This window comes from Pseudomonas sp. Irchel s3a12, assembly GCF_900187485.1.
GTDB lineage: Bacteria > Pseudomonadota > Gammaproteobacteria > Pseudomonadales > Pseudomonadaceae > Aquipseudomonas > Aquipseudomonas neuropathica.
In genome coordinates this window covers 39,947-59,809 of the sequence record NZ_FYDN01000002.1, presented here as the reverse complement: position 1 = coordinate 59,809, position 19,863 = coordinate 39,947, and the positions used below count along the sequence as shown (strand labels likewise).

16 protein-coding genes are annotated in these 19,863 nt (G+C 60.1%); 3 read left to right on the top strand and 13 right to left on the bottom strand.

Going from position 1 to position 19,863, the window contains the following annotated elements; translation table 11 throughout:
* From CKW14_RS03850 to CKW14_RS03810, 9 genes are all read right to left on the bottom strand, one after another.
* Complete coding sequence (locus tag CKW14_RS03850) at positions 1 to 834, bottom strand: DUF4123 domain-containing protein (protein WP_095124738.1); 834 nt, start codon at positions 832 to 834, stop codon at positions 1 to 3.
* On the bottom strand, positions 819 to 2,897 hold the full coding sequence (tssI, locus tag CKW14_RS03845) for a type VI secretion system tip protein TssI/VgrG (protein WP_371857723.1): 2,079 nt from the start codon (positions 2,895 to 2,897) through the stop codon (positions 819 to 821). Before tssI ends, CKW14_RS03850 begins: the two co-directional genes overlap by 16 nt.
* A gap of 130 nt (positions 2,898 to 3,027) precedes the next feature.
* Positions 3,028 to 3,543, bottom strand: a complete 516-nt coding sequence (locus CKW14_RS03840) for an Hcp family type VI secretion system effector (RefSeq protein ID WP_007919523.1) — start codon at positions 3,541 to 3,543, stop codon at positions 3,028 to 3,030.
* A gap of 431 nt (positions 3,544 to 3,974) precedes the next feature.
* The gene (locus CKW14_RS03835; RefSeq protein WP_095124737.1) at positions 3,975 to 5,354 is read right to left on the bottom strand and encodes a VOC family protein; all 1,380 of its coding nucleotides are present in this window, start codon (positions 5,352 to 5,354) and stop codon (positions 3,975 to 3,977) included.
* Between the two features lie 88 nt (positions 5,355 to 5,442).
* A complete protein-coding gene (gene glcF, locus CKW14_RS03830; RefSeq protein ID WP_095124736.1) occupies positions 5,443 to 6,663 on the bottom strand; it encodes a glycolate oxidase subunit GlcF in 1,221 nt (406 codons plus the stop codon).
* Between the two features lie 2 nt (positions 6,664 to 6,665).
* Positions 6,666 to 7,715 carry a glycolate oxidase subunit GlcE gene (gene glcE / locus CKW14_RS03825; protein WP_095047524.1) on the bottom strand — a complete coding sequence of 350 codons (1,050 nt, stop codon included), beginning with the start codon at positions 7,713 to 7,715 and terminating at the stop codon, positions 6,666 to 6,668.
* The gene (gene glcD, locus CKW14_RS03820) at positions 7,715 to 9,214 is read right to left on the bottom strand and encodes a glycolate oxidase subunit GlcD (RefSeq protein WP_095124735.1); all 1,500 of its coding nucleotides are present in this window, start codon (positions 9,212 to 9,214) and stop codon (positions 7,715 to 7,717) included. Before glcD ends, glcE begins: the two co-directional genes overlap by 1 nt.
* A gap of 136 nt (positions 9,215 to 9,350) precedes the next feature.
* Positions 9,351 to 10,277: an alpha/beta fold hydrolase gene (locus CKW14_RS03815; RefSeq protein WP_095047522.1), complete on the bottom strand. Its 927-nt coding sequence runs from the start codon at positions 10,275 to 10,277 to the stop codon at positions 9,351 to 9,353.
* Between the two features lie 21 nt (positions 10,278 to 10,298).
* A complete protein-coding gene (locus CKW14_RS03810; protein ID WP_095124734.1) occupies positions 10,299 to 11,753 on the bottom strand; it encodes an NAD(P)/FAD-dependent oxidoreductase in 1,455 nt (484 codons plus the stop codon).
* A 177-nt stretch (positions 11,754 to 11,930) separates the two neighbouring features.
* Between CKW14_RS03810 and CKW14_RS03805 the strand changes: the two genes are divergently transcribed.
* The 3 genes from CKW14_RS03805 (at position 11,931) to CKW14_RS03795 (ending at position 15,064) form a co-directional block, all read left to right on the top strand.
* On the top strand, positions 11,931 to 13,004 hold the full coding sequence (locus CKW14_RS03805; protein ID WP_095124733.1) for a diguanylate cyclase: 1,074 nt from the start codon (positions 11,931 to 11,933) through the stop codon (positions 13,002 to 13,004).
* Positions 13,005 to 13,211: 207 nt separating this feature from the next.
* A complete protein-coding gene (locus tag CKW14_RS03800) occupies positions 13,212 to 14,450 on the top strand; it encodes a M20/M25/M40 family metallo-hydrolase (RefSeq protein ID WP_095124732.1) in 1,239 nt (412 codons plus the stop codon).
* Between the two features lie 425 nt (positions 14,451 to 14,875).
* Positions 14,876 to 15,064 carry a hypothetical protein gene (locus CKW14_RS03795; RefSeq protein WP_256587185.1) on the top strand — a complete coding sequence of 63 codons (189 nt, stop codon included), beginning with the start codon at positions 14,876 to 14,878 and terminating at the stop codon, positions 15,062 to 15,064.
* A gap of 132 nt (positions 15,065 to 15,196) precedes the next feature.
* Here the strand turns inward: CKW14_RS03795 and CKW14_RS03790 are convergent, their stop codons facing one another.
* The 4 genes from CKW14_RS03790 to CKW14_RS03775 form a co-directional block, all read right to left on the bottom strand.
* Entirely contained in the window at positions 15,197 to 16,066 is an 870-nt protein-coding gene (locus tag CKW14_RS03790; RefSeq protein ID WP_007919546.1) for an oxaloacetate decarboxylase, read from the bottom strand.
* A gap of 167 nt (positions 16,067 to 16,233) precedes the next feature.
* Positions 16,234 to 17,268: an arginine N-succinyltransferase gene (astA, locus tag CKW14_RS03785; protein WP_095047516.1), complete on the bottom strand. Its 1,035-nt coding sequence runs from the start codon at positions 17,266 to 17,268 to the stop codon at positions 16,234 to 16,236.
* A 61-nt stretch (positions 17,269 to 17,329) separates the two neighbouring features.
* Entirely contained in the window at positions 17,330 to 18,346 is a 1,017-nt protein-coding gene (locus tag CKW14_RS03780; RefSeq protein ID WP_095047515.1) for an arginine N-succinyltransferase, read from the bottom strand.
* A gap of 118 nt (positions 18,347 to 18,464) precedes the next feature.
* The gene (locus CKW14_RS03775) at positions 18,465 to 19,814 is read right to left on the bottom strand and encodes an APC family permease (RefSeq protein ID WP_077572161.1); all 1,350 of its coding nucleotides are present in this window, start codon (positions 19,812 to 19,814) and stop codon (positions 18,465 to 18,467) included.
* Positions 19,815 to 19,863 lie beyond the last annotated feature (49 nt).

The window sequence follows — 19,863 nt, the reverse complement described above, 5'->3', positions numbered from 1 at the left end:
TCAGACTTCCAGTCGTTGTACTTTCTCGAATGCCGGCATGTCGCTGCTCAGCACGTTCATGACGTCGGTGCGGGCCTGCAACGGACCTTGGTTCAGATTCGGCAGCAGGTGCTCAAGATGACGTCCTTCTTCAATGCCGTGATCCACCAGCAGTTGCAAATTATCGGCCACGTCAGACAATTGCGAATCCGATAAGCTCGCAGCGGACTCGGCGTTCCGCAGCCGAATCCAGTACCACCAGCGGATCTCATCGAACGCTATCAGCGTGTTGCTCTTTAGGTGCAGCGGATATTTTTGTTCGCCATTAGAGGCATCAACTTTTTCTGTTTGTTCCCAAACACGCCATTGTTGATCGTCGCTGTGGGCGGGCGGGGTGTAGACGCTGACCCAAGGGCCGAACAGTGCTCGGGCGGGTACCGTCAACGCCAGCGCGCTCCAGAATGCCGGGTCGTAGTAGCGCGCCAGCGAGTCACCATGAGACGGGTCGTTCATGCGCAGGAGGCGACGAGCATGCAAGAGCGCGGTCTCCGGCTTTTCACGCGAGGTCAGCAAAATTCCGGCGCGGTTGTCGCGGCATAGCTCAATGGCTTGGGCGGCGGCAGGACTTCCCGGTGTCAGTTGCAGCCAGATCGGACTGACATCATTCATTTCGGCAAACGGCGTGTCCTGAAACAGCTTTTCAACACCATTCAACCCGGACTGTTGGTAAAGCTTTTCCAGAGCCCGGGGCTGGCGAACGCTGTCGATGATGCCATACAGGGTGCGGTTTCCACTGCTACCCGATGGCGTCGTGGCCACGGGTTGTTCAAGGAAATGACTCAGCCATTCAGACATGGGCAAACCTCTCGCGAGCAAGCGCCATTGGCTTGCTTTCCACAGATCGGAACAAGGGGTAGGCCTTGAACGCTTTTTCTTACAAACGGATTGGTCATTGGCGGGACTAACACCTTGCCAGCCTTGTCAGCGTCAGCCTGTTTCACGACGCCCGGCAACAACGGCGCCGCACCGGTGCCGCTCCCCGGGCTTCCCCCGGAGTTCATATTGATCACCGGCCCGCTCATGGTCACGCCGCCGGCGTCGATCTTGATGAAGCTGCCGCCGCCGATCAGGGTCAGCTCACTACCGGCTTCCATCACCACTTTCATGCCGCTGCTGAGATGGATTTCCTGGCCGGCGTCGATGAACTGGCCGGTGCCGATCTTGATGTGTTGGTTCACGCCGACGGTGAGGTGGTCGTTGGCGCGGGTTTCGACTTTGCGGTCGGCGTAGACGGTGTGGTGTTCTTCGGCTTTGAATTCGCTGTAGCTGTTCTTTTCGACGGTGTCGTGGCGTTCGTTACCGACGCGGATTTTCTGGTCGTGCTCGATGTTTTCGTCCCAGTCGCGCTGGGCGTGCAGGTAGATCTGTTCCTGACCTTTTTTGTCTTCGATACGCAGTTCGTTGTAGCCGCCACCGCCCATGGAACTAAGGGTCTTGAAGGTGCTGCGGGTCTTGTTCGCCGGCAGTTCGTACGGGACGGTGTTTTCCTTGTGGTACAGGCAGCCGCTGATCAGCGGTTGATCGGGGTCGCCTTCAAGGAAGGTGACGAGCACTTCCATGCCGATGCGTGGGATGGCGATGCCGCCGTATTGCGCGCCAGCCCAGGCACTGGAGACGCGCAACCAGCAGCTGGTTTTGTCGTCGGCTTCGCCTTCGCGGTCCCAGTGGAACTGGACTTTGACGCGGCCGTATTCGTCGCAGTGGATCTCTTCACCTTTCGGGCCGGTGACCACAGCGCTCTGGCTGCCGAGGATGCGCGGTTTCGGGTGGCGCAGGGGCGGGCGGTTGGGCACGTCCCATGGGGTGGCCTGAAAGCGGTTGCGATAGCCCTGGTGGAAATCGTCTTTCAGCGCGGTGGTGTCGCTGGTTACCGACTCTTCGAGGACTTGCGGTTGCTTGCCTTCGTGGTGGACTTCGGTGAGCAGCCATAGGTCGTTCCATTTGGCTTTCGGATGCGCGGTCAGGGCGAGGAAGTGGCCGCTGACCAGCAATGGCTGATCGCTCTTGCCTTCAGCCAGTTTGAAATCGCTGCGATGGCGTTCGAGGGCGCGTTTGGCCAGGTGTTTGCCGCGCTCGCGGTCGATGAAACGACCTGGGTAATCGTAGTCTTCGAGGTCGGGCAGGGCGTCGCCACGGTTTTCGCTTTCGAGGGTAATACGCGGTTTTTCGAAATCGTAATCGCGGCGGGTGGTGCGGCTGGTGCGGGTTTCCAGGCGCAGGTCGAAGCGCTTGATCACCGGGTCACTGGCGACCATGCCGGAGTCTTGCTGATAGGCCACAGGCTTGAGTTTCGGGAACACCGTCTGGTCATCGCCGAACACCAGTTTGTGCGCCGTCGCCGTGTGCTCGAAGTGGTAGTGGATACCTTCTTCCTCGCACAGGCGCTGGATGAAATGCAGGTCCGATTCATCGTATTGCACGCAGTAGATGCGCTCGGGATAGATCGAACCGGTCTTGAATTCGTAGGCGTTGCTTTGAATGCCGTGCTCTTCGAGGACCATGCCGATGATTTTCGGCACCGTGAGGTTCTGGAAGATGCGCTGATTGACGCGGTGCGCCAGGTAGGACAATTGCGGGCGCAGGGTCACTGAGTAACGGGTCAGGCGTTTGCCGGAATCACCTTGCGCGGCGCGGTAGATCTGGCCATGGATGCCGCTGCCGTCGGGCGACAATTGCAGGAAGGCCGGTTTGTGCAGCAGGGTTTCGAGGTCCAGCGACGGCTGCTCACTGACCAGCTCCACCTCGAACACAAAAGGCTGGCTGATGGCTTCGCGACCTTGCAGGGTGAATACCTGAAAGTCAGCAGAAAGACCTTCGATGGTCAGGGCAAAGTGGGTTTCATTGGCCGGCGCGAACATCCCTTGTTCCTCGTGCTGTACAGCGGCGTACGTCGACGACCGCAAAGCGGCTCAACTTACGCGAAATTCTGGAGGGCGAAAACAACATCGACCAGCAGAGCTGGCCGATGCTTGTAACGATCAGCCGTAATTACACGACTGGAGCACGCCAGTCATCGGAACCCGAAGTACCGGATACTTCGTGGGTCCAGGTGATTTTGCGGTAGGTGAACTGCACTTCTTCCAGGTGGGTGAAGTGCGAATTGCCTGGATCCTGGCAGTTGTGCATTTTGTTGTTGATGGCGACGATGATCGCGTCTTCCAGTTTGGTGGTGTAGTAGTGCTCTTGGGTGCCTTGAGCAGAAGTACGGAACCACTGGATAACGATTTCGCTCATGCGCTCGCCGGAGGTCAGAGCGGCTTGCAGCAGAGGCGAAGCTTTGTCGTAGACCTTGGTGATCACAACTGGCTTGTGAACGCGCTGACCGGTTGGCTGACCGGATTGTGGGTCACGCGGGATGATCACGTCGTGGCTGAAAGCCTGAACCATAACCTGGTCTTCGTGGCCTTCCTGGTAGGTGTTGCCTACGGAGTCAGCGGTGAAAGCGCCTGCAGTGATCAGGCCTTGTTTTTCGCCGGTAACCGACATGTACGCTGGTGTTGCCATGGGGTGCTCTCCTTGCGGAATAATTTAAGGTGCCCGGGAGGCGAAATCGCCCGGTGGGTGCCTGACTGTTATCAAGGAGCGTGCCAACAATTGTGGCGACCATGCGGGCCGGGGTGTTTGTCTGATTTTTCAGGCGCTTGTGCGAAATAAAGCGCTCGCTCAAGGCAAAAGTGCGCAAGAAGTTGCGCAGTACTGCGCAACTTCTTGCGCACTTGGCTGCAGGCCTTGTGCGACGTGGCTCTCAGCGGTTTTATCAGGCTTTTTTGCAAAACAAGTGCGCAACTTCTTGCGCACAATGGCCAGGTGCCTTCATTTGGCTGGAGTGGCTGCTTCAAGACTTTCAGATCAAAAGATCGCAGCCTGCGGCAGCTCCTACCTTTGGCATGCATTTCCCCTGTAGGAGCTGCCGAAGGCTGCGATCTTTTGATTTTTCAACGCGCAAATCGGGACAGACACTCATCAATCGAACGCTGCTGCGTCGCCGCATACAACCCCAACTCATCAATGGTCGCGCGCTCCAGCGCCAGCTCAAAAGCCTGCCGATTGGAATGCTCGCCATAATGCGCCTGTGCCGCGTCGCCAAGGTTCGACTGAAAAATCCCCGCCGCACTCACCGGCAGGAAGTCTTCGTACACCAACGGTTCCGCTTTCACATAACCACCGCGCAACAAGTCCTCCAGAGACGACTGCCCAAGCCCTCCAGCAGCCTGCCCTTTTTCCGTGGCGAAATAACGAAAGTACGCCAACCCTTGTTCTCGCATACCCTCGACACTGTCAGGAAATTCGCCAAAGTGCTGAGCCATCAGCGCGTTGTAGCGTGCGGCATTGCCTTCGTTGGGGAAGTCACCGAGTTCATCGCGCGCGGCATTCAGCAAGCGGTCATACAGCGCCCGGCCTTTGGGCGTGAGTGCCGCGCCGCGCTGTTCGATCTCGCCGAAACGCGCGCTGTGACTGCCACGGGTTTGGTTCTGATCGGTGAAGGCGATCGGCTCGTCCAGCGCCTTGAAACTGGTCTGGCGCAGCAGGATCGGGCACTGCCGGCGCGGCGGACCTTCGATCACGGCTTTCGGGGTGATGCCATGGGCCGGCATCTGTTCCTGGACGCGGTCGATGTCCAGCGTGCGCGGGGTCAGGTGATTGATGTGCGGGCCTTTGAATGCGACCACATCGGCGATCAAGCGATGTTGGGCGCTCAAAGATTGATATTGCGCAGCGGTAACCGTAGCGCTGTGATGCCAGCGAAAGGTTTCCAGTGCCTGCAGGACGAATGCCTCGGCCTCGCTTTCATTCAGTCCGCCCGCGTTTTCAGCTTGCGCGATCAGGCGCAACGCCTCCGAGGTAAAGATCGAACGCTTGGCCAGCACTGATTCGGCAAAGGCACGCAGTTGCGCATCCTCAATCAACTCGAGGCGCAACAGCGACGTAAACACGCGAAACGGGCTGACTTGCAGCGCCTCTTCATGCACGGCGCGAAACGCTGTGGAATGCACCGGCACGCCCGCTGGGGTCAGGTCGTAATAACCCACCGGTTGCATGCCCATCACTGCAAACAGGCGGGCGAGGGTGGCCAGCTCCGTCGCGGTGCCGACACGAATGGCGCCATGGCGCTCCATGTCCAGCCGTTGGATTTCGCCGGTGCTGTCGAGCTGGCAGGCGATGTCCGGCTGACGTGCAAGCACCTCGCGGTTGGTTTGCTCGACCAATTGCATCAGCGCGCCGTACAGCGGCACTTCTTCGCGGTACATGTCGGACATCGCTTTGGAGAAGCGTTGGCGGATCAGGTCGGGGCTGACGAACGGCTGCACGGTCATGAAAAAAATTCCTGCCACGGTCACGGAATGGATGAGGGAAAAGATCGCAGCCTTCTTGCACGCGGGCAAACGAAGAATCCTACGAACTTCATTCTGCCAACGACTGATCCACCAGTTCGATCCAGTGCATCACCCGCGTGCGTCCGGCGCTGGCCAGATGGCTCTGACAGCCGACGTTGGAGGTGACGATCAGCTCGGGGCGGCCGCTTTCCAGCGCATTGAGGCGGTTGTCGCGCAGTTGCCGGGCCAGCACCGGTTGCGTCAACGAATACGTACCCGCCGAGCCGCAGCACAAATGGCCGTCGGGCACGGCGGTAAGATTGAAACCCAGGCGTGTCAGCACAGCTTCCACCGCGCCGCCCAGTTTCAACGCGTGCTGCAAAGTGCACGGGCAATGCACGGCAATCCGTCGCTCGCTCGCTGCGCAGACTTTTTCCAGCGTTTCCCGATCAAGTATCTGCACCAGATCCACCGTCCGCTCGCTGATTTCCCTGGCCTTGGCCGCATACACCGGATCGTCTTCCAGCAAATGCCCGTAATCCTTGATGAATGCGCCGCAACCGCTGGCGGTCTGCACAAGTGCTTCGGCACCGTTTTGCAGGTGTGGCCACCAGGCATCGATATTCTGCCGGGCGCGATCGAGGCCTTTGGCTTGCGCGTCGAGGTGATAGTCCAGCGCGCCGCAACACCCGGCCTCGGCCACCGGGGTGACACTGATGCCCAAACGATCCAGCACCCGCGCCGTGGCGTCATTGGTATTTGGCGACAACCCCGGTTGTACGCAGCCTTCAAGCAACAACACCCGCCGGGCATGCCGAGGGGCAGGGCGCGAGCCGTTAACCGGCAAGTGCTGCGGCAATTTGCTTTCAAGCAAGCGCGGCAACAGCGGCCGAAACGTCGTGCCCACCCGCAACAAGCCTTTGAACAATCCCGGATTAGGCGCCAATGCGCGCAAGCCCTCACGTAACAGGCGCTGCGCCGCCGGACGCGGCACCGCGTGATCGACCACCGCGCGGCCAATGTCGAGCAGGTTGTGATAGTCGACGCCGGACGGGCAGGTGGTTTCGCAGTTGCGGCACGACAGGCAGCGGTCCAGGTGCAGTTGCGTCTGCGCCGTCGCAGGTGCGCCTTCGAGCACTTGTTTGATCAGGTAGATGCGCCCGCGCGGGCCATCGAGTTCATCACCGAGCAACTGATAGGTCGGACAGGTCGCATTGCAAAAGCCACAATGCACGCAGGTGCGGAGGATTTTTTCCGCTTCGGCGGCACGGGGCAGTTGCAGTGACTGTTCGCTGAGGGTGGTTTGCATGGCTAGAACTCCGCGTACATGCGCCCGGGGTTGAACAGCCCTTGCGGGTCGAGTTGCGCCTTGAGTTGTCGGTGATAGCGCAGCAGTGTCCAGGCCAGCGGCTGGAACGGCGAAGAACTGGCGCCGTGGGTGAAACAGGTGGCATGGCCGCCGAGTTCCTGAGCGAGAATATGCATGTGCTCGACGTCGGATTTCAGCCAGCGTTGTGCACCGGCCCAGTCGATCAGTTGCTCGCCGGGCAGATCCAGTGGCCCGAGATTGTTCGGCAACGACAAGCGCCACAGCGGCAAACCTTCGTTGAAAAATGCAAGACGCTGCTCATTCAGATCCCGCCAGAACCCTGAATCCAACGGCTCACCACCGAGGCGTTGATGCGCCGCCGTCACCGAGCCTTCGCCGCCCTCAAGACGCAGATACAGGCTCTGGCCATCGTGGCACGCGGCGCTGATCGGCAACGGTTGCTGACCCCATTCGGCAAGCTTGGCCAGTGCCCGCGCGCATTCAATGTCGAGGCGAATGCTTAGGCACTGGCGCGGTTTCGGCAGGACTTTCAGCGACACTTCGGTGAGCACGCCGAGGCAGCCGTAACTGCCGGCCATCAACCGCGACAGGTCATAACCGGCGACGTTCTTCATCACTTCGCCGCCGAAGCGCAGGTGCTGACCGAGGCCGGTGATGACCCGCGTGCCGAGGACGAAATCGCGCACCGAGCCCGACCACGGCCGCCGAGGCCCGGATAAACCCGTGGCGATCATGCCGCCGACGGTGGCGCCCTCGCCGAACGCTGGCGGTTCGCACGGCAGCATTTGCCCGGCAGCGTCCAGCGCCGCCAGCAGCTCGGACAACGGCGTGCCGGCGCGCGCCGTAACCACCAGTTCGGTCGGCTCGTAACGGACGATGCCGCAATGGGCGCGGGTGTCGAGCACTTCACCGGCAACCTCGCGGCCGAGAAAGGCTTTGCTGTTGCCACCCTGAATTTTCAGCGGCGTGGCATTGGCCCGGGCCTCGTTGACCTGATCGAGCAGGGCGCTGGCGGCATCGACGTCGGCCATCAGAAACGCTCCAGTTCGGGGAACGGCAATTGTCCGGCGTGAATATGCATGGCGCCGAATTCGGCGCAGCGGTGCAGGGTCGGAATGTTCTTGCCGGGATTGAGCAGGCCTTGTGGGTCGAACGCGGCTTTTACTGCATGAAACAGGTTCAGTTCGTCACTGTTGAACTGCGCGCACATCTGGTTGATTTTCTCGCGGCCGACGCCGTGTTCGCCGGTGATGCTGCCGCCGACCTGCACGCACAGTTCGAGGATCTTGCCGCCCAAGGCTTCGGCGCGGTGCAGCTCGCCGGGTTGATTGGCGTCGAACAGAATCAGCGGGTGCATGTTGCCGTCGCCGGCATGGAATACGTTGGCCACGCGCAATCCGTATTCTTCGCTGAGGCGGGCGATGCCTTGCAAAACCCCGGGCAATTCGCGGCGCGGGATGGTGCCGTCCATGCAGTAATAGTCCGGTGACAAACGACCGATGGCCGGAAAGGCATTTTTGCGCCCGGCCCAGAAACGCACGCGCTCGGCTTCGTCGCGGGCCTGACGCACTTCGGTGGCGCCGGCCGCGGTCATGACCTCGCGCACCCGTTGGCAATCATCGTGGACATCGGCTTCGACACCATCGAGTTCGCACAGCAGAATCGCCTCGGCGTCGACCGGATAACCGGCGTGGATGAAATCTTCGGCGGCGCGAATGGCGAGGTTGTCCATCATCTCCAGGCCGCCGGGAATAATCCCCGCCGCGATGATTTCAGCGACCGCACGGCCGGCCTTTTCTACGGAATCGAAACTGGCCAGCAGGACTTTCGCGACCTGGGGTTTGGGCAGCAGTTTGACCGTGACTTCGGTGATGATCCCCAGCAAACCTTCGGAGCCGGTGAAGAGCGCGAGCAAATCGAAACCCGCTGAATCGAGGGCGTCCGAACCCAGGGTCAGGCGTTCGCCTTCGATGGTCAGCACTTCGATTTTCAGCAGGTTGTGCACGGTCAAACCGTACTTGAGACAATGCACGCCGCCGGCATTTTCGGCGACGTTGCCGCCGATCGAACAGGCGATCTGCGAGGATGGATCTGGCGCGTAATACAGGCCGAAAGGCGCCGCTGCCTGGGAGATCGCCAGATTGCGCACCCCCGGTTGAACCCGCGCGGTGCGCGCGGCCGGGTCGATGTGCAGGATATTATTGAAGCGCGCCATCACCAGCAGCAGGCCCTGTTCCAGCGGCAAGGCGCCGCCGGACAACCCGGTGCCGGCACCACGGGCAACCACCGGGACGTTTTTCTCATGGCAGAGTTTGAGCAGGGTTTGCACTTGCTCAATTCGTCGGGGCAGGGCGACCAGCATCGGCGTGGTGCGGTAGGCGGAGAGACCGTCGCATTCGTAGGGTTTGAGTTCTTCCTCGCGCCACAAAATGTCGAGATCTGGCAGCGTTTGCTGCAATGACTTGAGGAATTCGGCCTTGTTCACCTGCGGCAACGGGCCGTCGAAGCGTTCGTCATAAAGAATGTTCATCTCAAGCCCTTACCCTTGATCGTTCCCACGCTCTGCGTGGGAATGCAGCCCGTGACGCTCCGCGTCACTGGACGCGGAGCGTCCCTTGAGGCATTACCACGCAGAGCGTGGGAACGATCAGGGGAAGAGTGCATTGTCATCTTTGGCTTCCCAGAAACTCGCGATACAGGCGCGCAGTATTCCCCGGCTGTTCAACCATCGGCATGTGCCCGACGTGATCCCAGACATCCACACGCAAATTGGCGATGCCCTTGCTCCACACCGGCACGCTGCTGACGTCGATCAGCCGATCCTTGCGCCCCCAGAGCAACAGCGCCGGGCACTTGATGTCGGCCAGTTTCGGCTCCATCGGCGGGCTGGCGCGAAAATCGCGGAAAATCTCTTCCAGTTCATCGCGTTGTTGTTCGTAGCGCTGGGCGATGGCGTCCAGCACCAATTTGGGTACCCATGGCGGCGTGGCCATGGTCATCGCGTAGAACTGCTGGAACTCTTCCCGCGAATTGATCAGAAACGGGTTATGCCCGCGCGCCAGATGCCGCTCCATGTCGCTGGCCTCAGGCGCGGTGACGCCCGCCGGGTCGATCAATGCCACCGAGGCGATCCGGTCGGGATAAGTCGCCGCCAGCCACGCGGCGATGTAGCCGCCCATCGAGTTGCCGATTACGTGGACTTTCTCCACGCCGCAAACGTCGAGCAACTGGATCATGCGCTTGGCCTGCAACGGAATGTCGTAGCCGCCGCCCGCCTTGAAGCCGGTTTCACCATGGCCGGCGAGGTCCGGGATGATCACCCGATACTGGCGCACGAAGTGCCGGGAAAAGCGCAGCCACAGGTTCTTGTCGGCGCTGTAGCCATGCAGCATCAGAATCGCGCTGGCCGCTTCATACGGCCCGCCCTGCCAAGTCGAGACGGTCATCTCGGCAATCGGCACTTCGATCTTGTGCAATTTGTACAACTTGGCCTCGATGGCCATGTTCAGGTCGTACAGCCAATGACCAACCGCCGGATAACTCAACCAGCTCCAGGCCACGAAAACCGCGAGGGCGACAAACAGCAAAAGCATCGACGTATTCCTTTTACGTGTTCAGGACAGAATGTGGTCGGCCGGTTTCAGCGCTCGGGTCAAGCGGTGGTAGCTGAAACTGAAGCCGGGAAACATCGCGATCACATGACCGCTCTTGCTTTGATACCAACTGTGGCAGCCGCCGGACTTCCAGACCGTGCGCTCCATTTCCCGATGAATCATCTCAGTGTAGGTACGTTCCGCTTCGGGGCGCACTTCGATGCTGCGCAGACCCTTCGCCTGCACGGTGCGAATGCAGTCAAGGATGTAGTTCATCTGCGATTCGATGATGAACAGCGCCGAGGTGTGCCCAATGCCGGTGTTCGGGCCGGTGACGATAAACAGGTTGGGAAAGTCCGGCAGACTGGTGCCCAGATAGGCGCGCGGGTATTGCGCCCAGACATCTCTGAGTTGCACGGCGTTTTTTCCGCTGACCGGGTAGGAAATCACCCCGTCGGTGGCGTCGTACCCGGTCGACCAGATAATCAGATCAACATCGATGTGCTGGCCGTCCTCGGTGTCGATCCCGGTTTCGTCGATGGACGCAATGCCTTGCCCGCGCGTATGCAAGGCGACGTTGGAACGGTTCAGCGCCGGGTAATAGGTGCTGGACACCAGCACCCGTTTGCAGCCAATGGTGAAGTCCGGGGTGAGTTTTTCTCGCAGCGCCGGGTCTGGCACTTGGCGTTTGAGAAAGCGCAGGGCGTGCTGCTGGACCATGTGAATCGCCGCTTTCGAGTATTTGAACGCGATGACGCGGGTTTCGAATTGCCAGTAAATCAGCCAGCGCAACAGTTTGTAGGCGGGTTTGCGGCCAAGCAGCCAGCGTTGCAGCGGTCCGAACTGACGATCGGCGCGGGGCAGCACCCAGTGTGGCGTGCGCTGAAACACGTGCAATTGCTCGACCTGCGGCGCAATGGTCGGAATCACTTGCACCGCACTCGCGCCGCTGCCGACGATGGCCACGCGTTTAGCGCGGTAGTCGTAGCTGTGATCCCAGTTGTTCGTATGAAACGTCTTGCCTTGAAAGCGATCCTGGCCGGGAAAGTGTGGGATGACCGGTTGGCTCAATGGTCCGGTGGCATTGATCAGGAACTGCGCATAAAAGGTGCCTTTGCTGGCGGTGTGCACAGCCCAGCGTTTTTCCGTGTCGTCCCATTCGACGCGCTCGACATTGGCCTCCAGCTCAACGCGTTCGCGCAAACCGAATTCCTCGATGACATGTTCGGTGTAGCGCTGCAGTTCGGCCTGTCCGGCGAACATCTGCGACCAGCGGTACGGCGCGAACGACAGCGAATACAGCGGCGACGGCACGTCCACCGCCGCGCCGGGGTAGGTGTTCTGGCACCAGGTGCCGCCAAAGAAGTCCCGTCGCTCCAGCAGGCGAAAATCGTCGATCCCGGCCTTGAGCAGGTTGACCGCAGCACATTGACCGCCAAAACCGCTGCCGATGATCAACACGTGATAGGTGTGCATGGGTCTCCTTCTTATAGTTTTTTTTCCATTTTGCTCCTTTCATGTATAGCCAAATATTTGCACTGTGCGCGGCCCTGATGTCGCGCTATTCAGCCCGCTGGCCGGTGATGGCTATTTAACGTCGCCCTGTTAGACTTCCAGCACATCCGTCCTGCGGTGTGCGTGATCGAGGTCCTTATGGGAAATACCGGAGGAAAGGGACTTTCATTGGCCAGGAGGCTTTATACATCGCGCATCCTCGGGTTGATTCTGGGGCTTGTGTGCGTGAGCGTGGCGATGTATTCGCTCGATCCGCCGCTCTGGGTCTGGGCGTTGATGTTCTTCAATGGCTTGGTCTGGCCGCATCTGGCGTTTCAATGGGCGCGCCGCGCCCGGGTTCCTTACCACGCTGAACACCGCAATCTGTTGATCGACGCCTTTTTCGGCGGCTTTTGGCTTGCCGCCATGCATTTCAATCCGCTGCCCACGGCGACGACCATTTCGATGATGGCGATGAACAACGTCGCTATTGGTGGTTCACGCTTTCTATTGGCAGGCTCTGCGGCGCAGTTGCTCGGGGTCGGCGTCGGGCTGGTGGTGTTTGCTCCGGCATTCATTCCGCAAACCACACCTGCACAAATGTATGCCTGTTTCCCGCTTCTGCTGCTATACCCCTTGGCGCTGGGCTGGATCTGCTTTCGTCAGACCTACACGCTTGGCTTGCATAAACGCGAATTGCTCGCCTTGAGCCGCACCGACAGCCTGACCGGGTTGCTCAATCATGGCGCCTGGAAGGATCAACTGGAGATCGCTTTTCAGCGCTGCAAGCGGCAGAAGCAGGGTGCGGCGATTGCGCTGATCGACATCGATCACTTCAAGGCGATCAACGACACCTACGGCCATGTCGCGGGCGACATCGTGTTGCGCCAGTTGAGCAAGTTACTTAAACAAAACCTGCGGGCGACTGACGTTGCCGGGCGTTACGGCGGTGATGAGTTCTGCGTGATTTTGCCGGATCTGCCGCTGTTCAACGCCGCGCAGGCGATGGAAGCGTTGCGTGAGCGCTTCGCGATTCTGGGTTATGAGCAGAATCCGGCGTTGAAGGTCAGCTTGAGCATCGGCCTGGCGGCGTACGATCCGGCGCATGCCGACGCAACACGCTGGCTCAATGATGCCGATCAGGCGTTGTACGAGGCCAAGGCCAGCGGGCGTAACCGGGTGATCTGCAATTGCGATGACAAGTCCCGGCAGACGTTACTGGATTCGGTTTGATCCGCATCACCACAAATCCCCTGTAGGAGCTGCCGAAGGCTGCGATCTTTTGACTTTGTTTTTTCTAAATCAAAATCAAAAGATCGCAGCCTTCGGCAGCTCCTACACGTGTTCGGTGGTGGTCAGGGAGATGTCGCATTCGGTGTAGAGCCTCGCGCCGATGTCGGGTACGGTTAAATCCCCCCGACGCGAAACAAGGATCGCTTCATGACGTGCTCATTTTCTCGCTCCCTGCTGGCCGCTAGCCTCGGCCTGTCTCTCACTTTCTCCGCTGCCCACGCCTTTGCCGAACCGCACAAACAAGTGCTCGCTGATGCCGAGCAATACCAGCCAGAAGCGCTGAAATTGCTGGAACGGCTGGTCAATATCGACTCCGGTTCCGGCTATGAACCGGGCCTCAAGCAAGTCAGCGACATCGCCATCGATGAGTTGAAAAAACTCGGCGCCACCATCGAACTGGTGCCCAATACGCCGGAAAAATCCAACCATGTACTCGCAACGCTCAAGGGCACCGGCAAGGCGAAAATCCTCCTGATGGCGCATATGGACACGGTGTTCAAGGAAGGTTCGGCAGCCGAGCGGCCGTTCCACATCAAGGACGGCCGCGCTTACGGGCCGGGGGTGATGGATGACAAGGGCGGCATCGTCGCCGGGATCTATGCGCTGAAAGTCCTGAAAAACCTCGACTTCAAGGACTACGCGCAAATCACTTTCCTGCTCGACGCCAGCGAAGAAACCGGTTCGGACGTCGCCACCGACCTGATCAAGAAAACCGCCAAACAGCACGACGTGACCCTCAACCTTGAGCCGGGACGCCCGGCTGATGGCCTGGTGGTGTGGCGCAAGGGCAGCGCGACGGCGCTGGTCGAGGTCAAGGGTAAAGCCGCACACGCCGGCGTCGCCCCGGAACTGGGGCGCAACGCCGCGATGGAAGCGGCGCACCAGATTCTGCAACTGGGCAAACTCGGCGATGAAGCGAAGAAGACCACCATCAACTTCACCGTGCTCAAGGCCGGCGACCGCACCAACGTGATTCCCGATCAAGCCACGGCCAAGGCCGACGTGCGCGCGGCGGTGCCGGAGGAGTTTGACCGGATCGAGAAGGATCTGGCACGGGTGTCGCAGGACAAATTGATTGCTGAGACGGAAGTGAAGACTTCATTACAACGCGGCTTGCCACCGATGCCGCAAACGCCTGAGTCGGATCGCCTGATGGCCATGGCCCAGGGGATTTACGGCGAGATTGGCCGCAAGCTGACCGAGGAGGGCAGTGGTGGCGCGGCGGATGCGAGTTTGTCGGCCGGGGTCGGCACGCCGACGCTGGATGGTTTCGGGATTGTCGGCGGCAATATTCACACGCCGGAGGAATACGCCGAAGTGGCGAGCGTGGCGCCGCGGATTTATCTGTTGTCGCGGATGATTATGGAGTTGGCCAAGCCGCGGTGAAGGGGGGATCGTTCCCACGCTCTGCGTGGGAATGCCTCAACGGACGCTCCGCGTTCGGCTTTGTGTGGGACGCAGAGCGTCCTGGGCTGCATTCCCACGCGGAGCGTGGGAACGATCATTAAGCCGCGGTGAGGTGGTTTGCGGTGTGATGAGGTCGGCGGGGTGCCAGATAAATCGGCCCCTCACCCTAACCCTCTCCCAGAGGGAGAGGGGACTGACCGTGTTGTTTGTGGTCCATGTGACAACCAGCAGATCAAGTTGAATGCAAATTCGCATTCAACGGGTCTCTCACGTCGGCGTAGATCCAGAGCATCCCCCAATCAGTCCCCTCTCCCTCTGGGAGAGGGCTAGGGTGAGGGGCTTTTGTGGGAAAAGTGGAAGTCGCGAACGGCGTACAAAAACTACCGAAAAGTCCGACAGAAGCTCTGGTTGCGGTGGATGTGCGCGATCTGGCCGACACCTTTGCCAGCCTCAACCTCAAAGGCATTTCCGATTGTGATCTGACGCGGGTGACCAGCGCGGTGCATCTGTTGATGCGCGAGGGCTGTGCGATTCTGAATGTGATTCAGGCGCGGGCGGTGCAGCGGGAAGAGGCTTACAAGACGCCGGTTTAGCGGTGTAGCGGCAGGCCTCATCGCTGGCAAGCCAGCTCCCACAGGGTTTGGTGTTGAACCATCAATTGATGTCGAACCGCATAACCTGTGGGAGCCTGGCTTGCCAACGATGGCGTCAGCCCGGTCAACCCATCACTCCTTGACGCTCATGTATTCCTTGGCCCAGAGAATGTATTCCTCCGGCTGGGTATAGGTGTGCGTCAACTCGGTCGCGCTCAGGTCGGAGGCCTGGGTAAAGATCTGCCGCTGTTCACGCAAGCTGTCATACGTCGCTTTGATCGCCGCAAAGTAAGCACCATGGCCATCAATGGTCACGCGTACACCGAGTTCGGCCAGACGTTTGTCGTCGCGCAGCGCCGGGTTGCCGTAGGTCACCAGCATCAGCGGTACGGTCAGGTGTTCGGCGATTTGCTCAAGCTGATCGAAATCCTGAATGCCGACCATGCAGATGCCGTCAGCCCCGGCAGCCTGGTACTGGCGAGTGCGGCTGATGATTTCCTGGTTCGGCAAAATACCGGCGTTGGTACGGGCGATGATCGCCATTTCCGTATCAACCCGGGCTTCCAGCGCCGCGCGGATCTTGCCGACGCCTTCGGCAACGGTAATCAGGTCGGTGGATTTGCGGCCGAATTGTGCCGGCAGCAAGGTGTCTTCGATGGTCAGGGCGGCGACGCCGGCGCGTTCCAGTTCGACGATGGTGCGCATCACGTTGAGGGCGTTGCCGTAGCCGTGGTCGGCGTCGGCGATCACCGGTAATTGGGCGACGCGGCCGATGCGGGTGGCCTGTTCGGCGAACTCGCTGAGGGTGATCAGGGCAAAGTCCGGGGCACCGAGCACCTGCAACGAGGCCACGGAACCACCGAGGATGCCCACTTCAAAACCCAGGTCAGCAGCGATGCGCGCGGACATCGGATCGAACACCGACGCGGTGTGGTAGCAGGTGTCGGAGGCCAGCAGTTGACGGAAGTTACGGCGCAAATCTTGATGGGAAAGCCGGGTCATACGAGTTCCACCAATACAAAGGAATGGAAAGGCTTGAACAAAGGTGTCAACGCCGAAGAATGAAAAGGCTATCACGCGAATGGGTCAAGGATCATGACGAATTTGCAAGGGACAGGTTGTCGCTGACCCTTTTGCTGAAAGGATTTACCTTTTTGCGGTGGTGACCGTCAGGCCGCCACCGCCTGTTGCTGTTGATTGGGCAGCATCACCGCGCGTACCGAGTTGCCCGGTTGCAGTTGCAGGCGCTTGGCGGTGAGGCGGTCGATCACCAGGCTGCTGCCGACCCGGCGGGCGCGAGCGACGGTGATGCGGCAGTTCTCCAGACGCCGGTTGTGAATCAGCCACAGTGGCGCCTGTTCGTCCGGGCTGCCGAGGCTCAGGGCCAGCTCGACGCTCTCGCGCACGGTGCGGATATTGCGCACCGGCGCTTCGATCACCGGGCCGCCGTCGAAGATGTCGATGTAGCCTTTGTGGGTAAACCCTTCGGCCTGGAGGATCTTCAGCGCCGGTTCGGTATTCGGGTGTGCCTGGCCGATCGCTGCCTGGGCCTGTTCGGTGAGCAGGCAGGTGTACAGCGGCTGGCGCGGCATCAGTTCGGCGATGAACGATTTGTTGCCCAGCCCGGACAAGTGGTCGGCATGGCTGAAGTCCATTTGAAAGAAATGCCGACCCAGGCTGTCCCAGAACGGCGAACAACCGTGTTCATCGGCACTGCCGCGCAGTTCGGCAATCATCTTCTCGCCGAACAAGTGCGGGAACTCGGCAACGAACAGCAATCGCCCCAGTGACAACAAGCGGCCATTGCTGCCGTGGCGCTGGTCATGGCCGAGAAACAGCGAGCACAGCTCAGATTGGCCGGTGAGTTCGTTGTTGAGAAACAGTGTCGGGATCTGCCGTTGAATGCCCAGATCCGGCGCCGAACTCACCGTCAATCCGACCCGATAGTTGTACCACGGCTCACGCAGGCCGACCGCCCCGGCCAGAGCGCTGACGCCGACCACGCGCATGTCGTCGTCTTCGAGCACAAACAGATAGTCTGCGTCGGCTCGTTCCACTTGTTCGGCGAACGCCCGTTGCGCCCAACGGACCCGGTGGGACAGGCGATCTTCGTTGGCCGGCAGGGTGGTGAACCCCGGGCCGGCCTGTTGCACCAGCGCCATCAAGGCTGGCAGGTCGCTGACTTTGACCGGGCGGACAATCATGCTGTAACTCCTTCTGCGCGCCTGTTCGGGCACTGTCGTTGACTGCGCAACCGGGCGGGTTTCACAGGGCAATCAGCCGGATCGGGCTGCCATCGGTTACGTTCAGCGCCGCACACATTGCAGGGGTGAGGGACAACGGTTGATCGGTCTGGTAATCGAGTTCGGCCATGATCGACCGGAAGCCGTGCAGCGCGTCGTTGCTCAGCAGATAACGACCGCGGGCATCGATTTGGGGTTTTTGCTGAACTGTTGCCGTCTGGCTGCGGGCGATCGAACGAATGTTGCTGGTGCGCGCATACAGGGTCGGGCCGGCGTCGAACAGGTCGATGTAGCTGTTGGTTTCGAAACCCTCACGCTCAAGGATGTCGAACGCTTCCTGACCGTCCGGGTGAATACGACCGATACAGTCCTGCGCCGCTTGCGGCAGCATCGGCACGTAAATCGGGTATTGCGGCATCAGTTCGGCGAGAAACGTGCGGCTCTGCAGCCCGCACAGGCGTTCAGCTTCCGCGTAGGGCAGGTCGAAGAAGTGTTTGCCCAGCGCATCCCAGAACGGCGAATGACCTTGCTCGTCGCTGTAGCCGACCAGTTCAGTAATCACCGCTTCGGCAAAGCGCCGCGTGTGAGCGGCGATGAACAACAGGCGCGCACGGGACAACAATTCGGAGAACGGCGTACGCACCAGTTCGGCATTGATGTGAAAACCACGCAGCAATGTGTGGCCGCTGAGGTCATGGCACAGCGACAGCGCCGGCACGCCATGTTCAATGTTCAGTTCGCGGGATGCACTGGTGAAATGGCGGTTGCGCAGGCTGTAGAACGGCTCGTCGAAGCCCGCCGTCGCGAGAATCTCCGAGCAGCCGACCAGCCGTTGGCGGTCCAGGTCTTCCAGCACGAAGAAGTAGTTCTCCGGGCCTTGGGATGCCGCTTCGCTGTCAAACGAGGCGCAGGAGCCGGCGATTTTCTCGCGCAGGCGTTCGCTGTCGTCCGGCAGGGAAGTTACGCCCACCAGACTGTCGCGGGCCAATTGTTGTAGCTGGGGCAGGTCAGTCTGTTCGACTGGGCGTAAGACCAGCATGGATGTACTCCTGTATCAAAAGGTTCGGCGATGTCGCCAAACCTGACTATCACTGTCGGTGTCCACGCGATAAATCGGCGGTCGCCTGATTTGTTGTCAGACGCCGCTCTTTTTCTTGTCAGCCGTTGCTCGGGTCAGGCAGCGCGGTACTGGCGCCGAGTTTATTCAGGAAGAACAGATACACCAGGCCCAGGGCAATCCAGATCAGGCCGAGCTTCTGCGCATCGACGCCCATGTTGTACATGATGGCCGCGACGATGATGAAGCCGATGACCGGGCAGATCAGGTGACGCACCACTTGGCCGGACTTCTGCCGACGCCAGTAGTAGTTGATCACTGTCAGGTGCAGCAGCATGAAGCCGCTGAGCGCGCCGAAGTTGACCAGCGAGGTCAGGGTGTCGACCGAGTTGATGAACAGGTAGCAGATCACCAGCGACAGCACCGCCACCAGATAAATGCTCAGGTACGGCGTGTTGTGTTTCGGATGCACCTTGGCCAGCACTTTCGGCAGCTTGCCGTCGCGGGCCATGCCGAACAGCAGACGCGAGACTGCGGCTTGCGAAGTGATCGCCACGGCCACGCCCCAAGCCAATGCCGTCGCGACAGCGGTCAGGGTCGCCAGCCAACTGCCGGCGGCGATTTCGGCGATTTCATAGAACGCGGTGTCGGCGGATTTGAAACCCATGCCGGCCGCCAGATCGGTGGCAATCCAGGTTTGCGCAACGAAAATCACGCCCATGACCACCAGGGTGATCAGCGCGGCTTTGCCGACGCTCTTGCCCGGATCGCCTTTGATTTCTTCAGCGAGTGTCGAGATCGCATCGAAGCCAAGGAACGACAGCACCGCAATCGACACCGCCTGCATCAGCAGGGCGAAGTTGAAGGTTTCCGCGTGATACAGCGGCGCCAGGGTCAGCTCGCCGTTACCGCCACCGTTGTGCAGGGCATTCCAGGCGTAGAACAGGAAAATCCCCAGCACCACCAGTTGCGCGAGCAGGAAGATGATGTTCATCCGTGCCGTGAAGGTGATGCCGCGCAGGTTGACGAAGGTCGCGCTGACCAGGAACGCCAGAATAAAGCCGACTTTCGGGATGTCCGGGTACAAATGGTTGAGGGCCATCGCCGCGTAGACATAAAGCAGCGGCGGGATCAGCAGGTAATCGAGCAGCATCAGCCAGCCGGCGATAAAGCCTACATGCTGATTGAGGCCACGCTGCGCGTAGGAATAGACCGAACCGGCAATCGGAAAAGCCTTGGCCATGCTGCCGTAACTCAGCGCGGTGAACAGCATCGCCACCATGCCGATGATGTACGCCAGCGGCACCATCCCCGGTGCCTCGGCGTTGACGTAGCCATACACACCGAACGGGGCGATGGGGATCATGAAGATCATCCCGTATACCACCAGGTCGGTCAGCGTCAGGCTACGTTTCAACTCTTGCTTGTAGCCGAATTCTTCAATTTCCATGAAGCGCAACTCCTTGTCAGCCAGTCGGTCGTTTTAGTTGTTATCGATC

Excerpts from the sequence above, each read along its gene's own strand:
- CKW14_RS03835 (WP_095124737.1), bottom strand. The coding sequence starts at position 5,354 with ATGACCGTGCAGCCGTTCGTCAGCCCCGACCTGATCCGCCAACGCTTC.
- CKW14_RS03800 (WP_095124732.1), top strand. The coding sequence starts at position 13,212 with ATGACGTGCTCATTTTCTCGCTCCCTGCTGGCCGCTAGCCTCGGCCTG.
- CKW14_RS03810 (WP_095124734.1), bottom strand. The coding sequence starts at position 11,753 with ATGCACACCTATCACGTGTTGATCATCGGCAGCGGTTTTGGCGGTCAA.
- CKW14_RS03780 (WP_095047515.1), bottom strand. The coding sequence starts at position 18,346 with ATGCTGGTCTTACGCCCAGTCGAACAGACTGACCTGCCCCAGCTACAA.
- glcF (WP_095124736.1), bottom strand. The coding sequence starts at position 6,663 with ATGCAAACCACCCTCAGCGAACAGTCACTGCAACTGCCCCGTGCCGCC.
- CKW14_RS03775 (WP_077572161.1), bottom strand. The coding sequence starts at position 19,814 with ATGGAAATTGAAGAATTCGGCTACAAGCAAGAGTTGAAACGTAGCCTG.
- tssI (WP_371857723.1), bottom strand. The coding sequence starts at position 2,897 with ATGTTCGCGCCGGCCAATGAAACCCACTTTGCCCTGACCATCGAAGGT.
- glcD (WP_095124735.1), bottom strand. The coding sequence starts at position 9,214 with ATGAACATTCTTTATGACGAACGCTTCGACGGCCCGTTGCCGCAGGTG.
- CKW14_RS03790 (WP_007919546.1), bottom strand. The coding sequence starts at position 16,066 with ATGACCCGGCTTTCCCATCAAGATTTGCGCCGTAACTTCCGTCAACTG.
- CKW14_RS03840 (WP_007919523.1), bottom strand. The coding sequence starts at position 3,543 with ATGGCAACACCAGCGTACATGTCGGTTACCGGCGAAAAACAAGGCCTG.
- CKW14_RS03815 (WP_095047522.1), bottom strand. The coding sequence starts at position 10,277 with ATGCTTTTGCTGTTTGTCGCCCTCGCGGTTTTCGTGGCCTGGAGCTGG.
- CKW14_RS03850 (WP_095124738.1), bottom strand. The coding sequence starts at position 834 with ATGTCTGAATGGCTGAGTCATTTCCTTGAACAACCCGTGGCCACGACG.
- astA (WP_095047516.1), bottom strand. The coding sequence starts at position 17,268 with ATGATTGTCCGCCCGGTCAAAGTCAGCGACCTGCCAGCCTTGATGGCG.
- CKW14_RS03805 (WP_095124733.1), top strand. The coding sequence starts at position 11,931 with ATGGGAAATACCGGAGGAAAGGGACTTTCATTGGCCAGGAGGCTTTAT.
- glcE (WP_095047524.1), bottom strand. The coding sequence starts at position 7,715 with ATGGCCGACGTCGATGCCGCCAGCGCCCTGCTCGATCAGGTCAACGAG.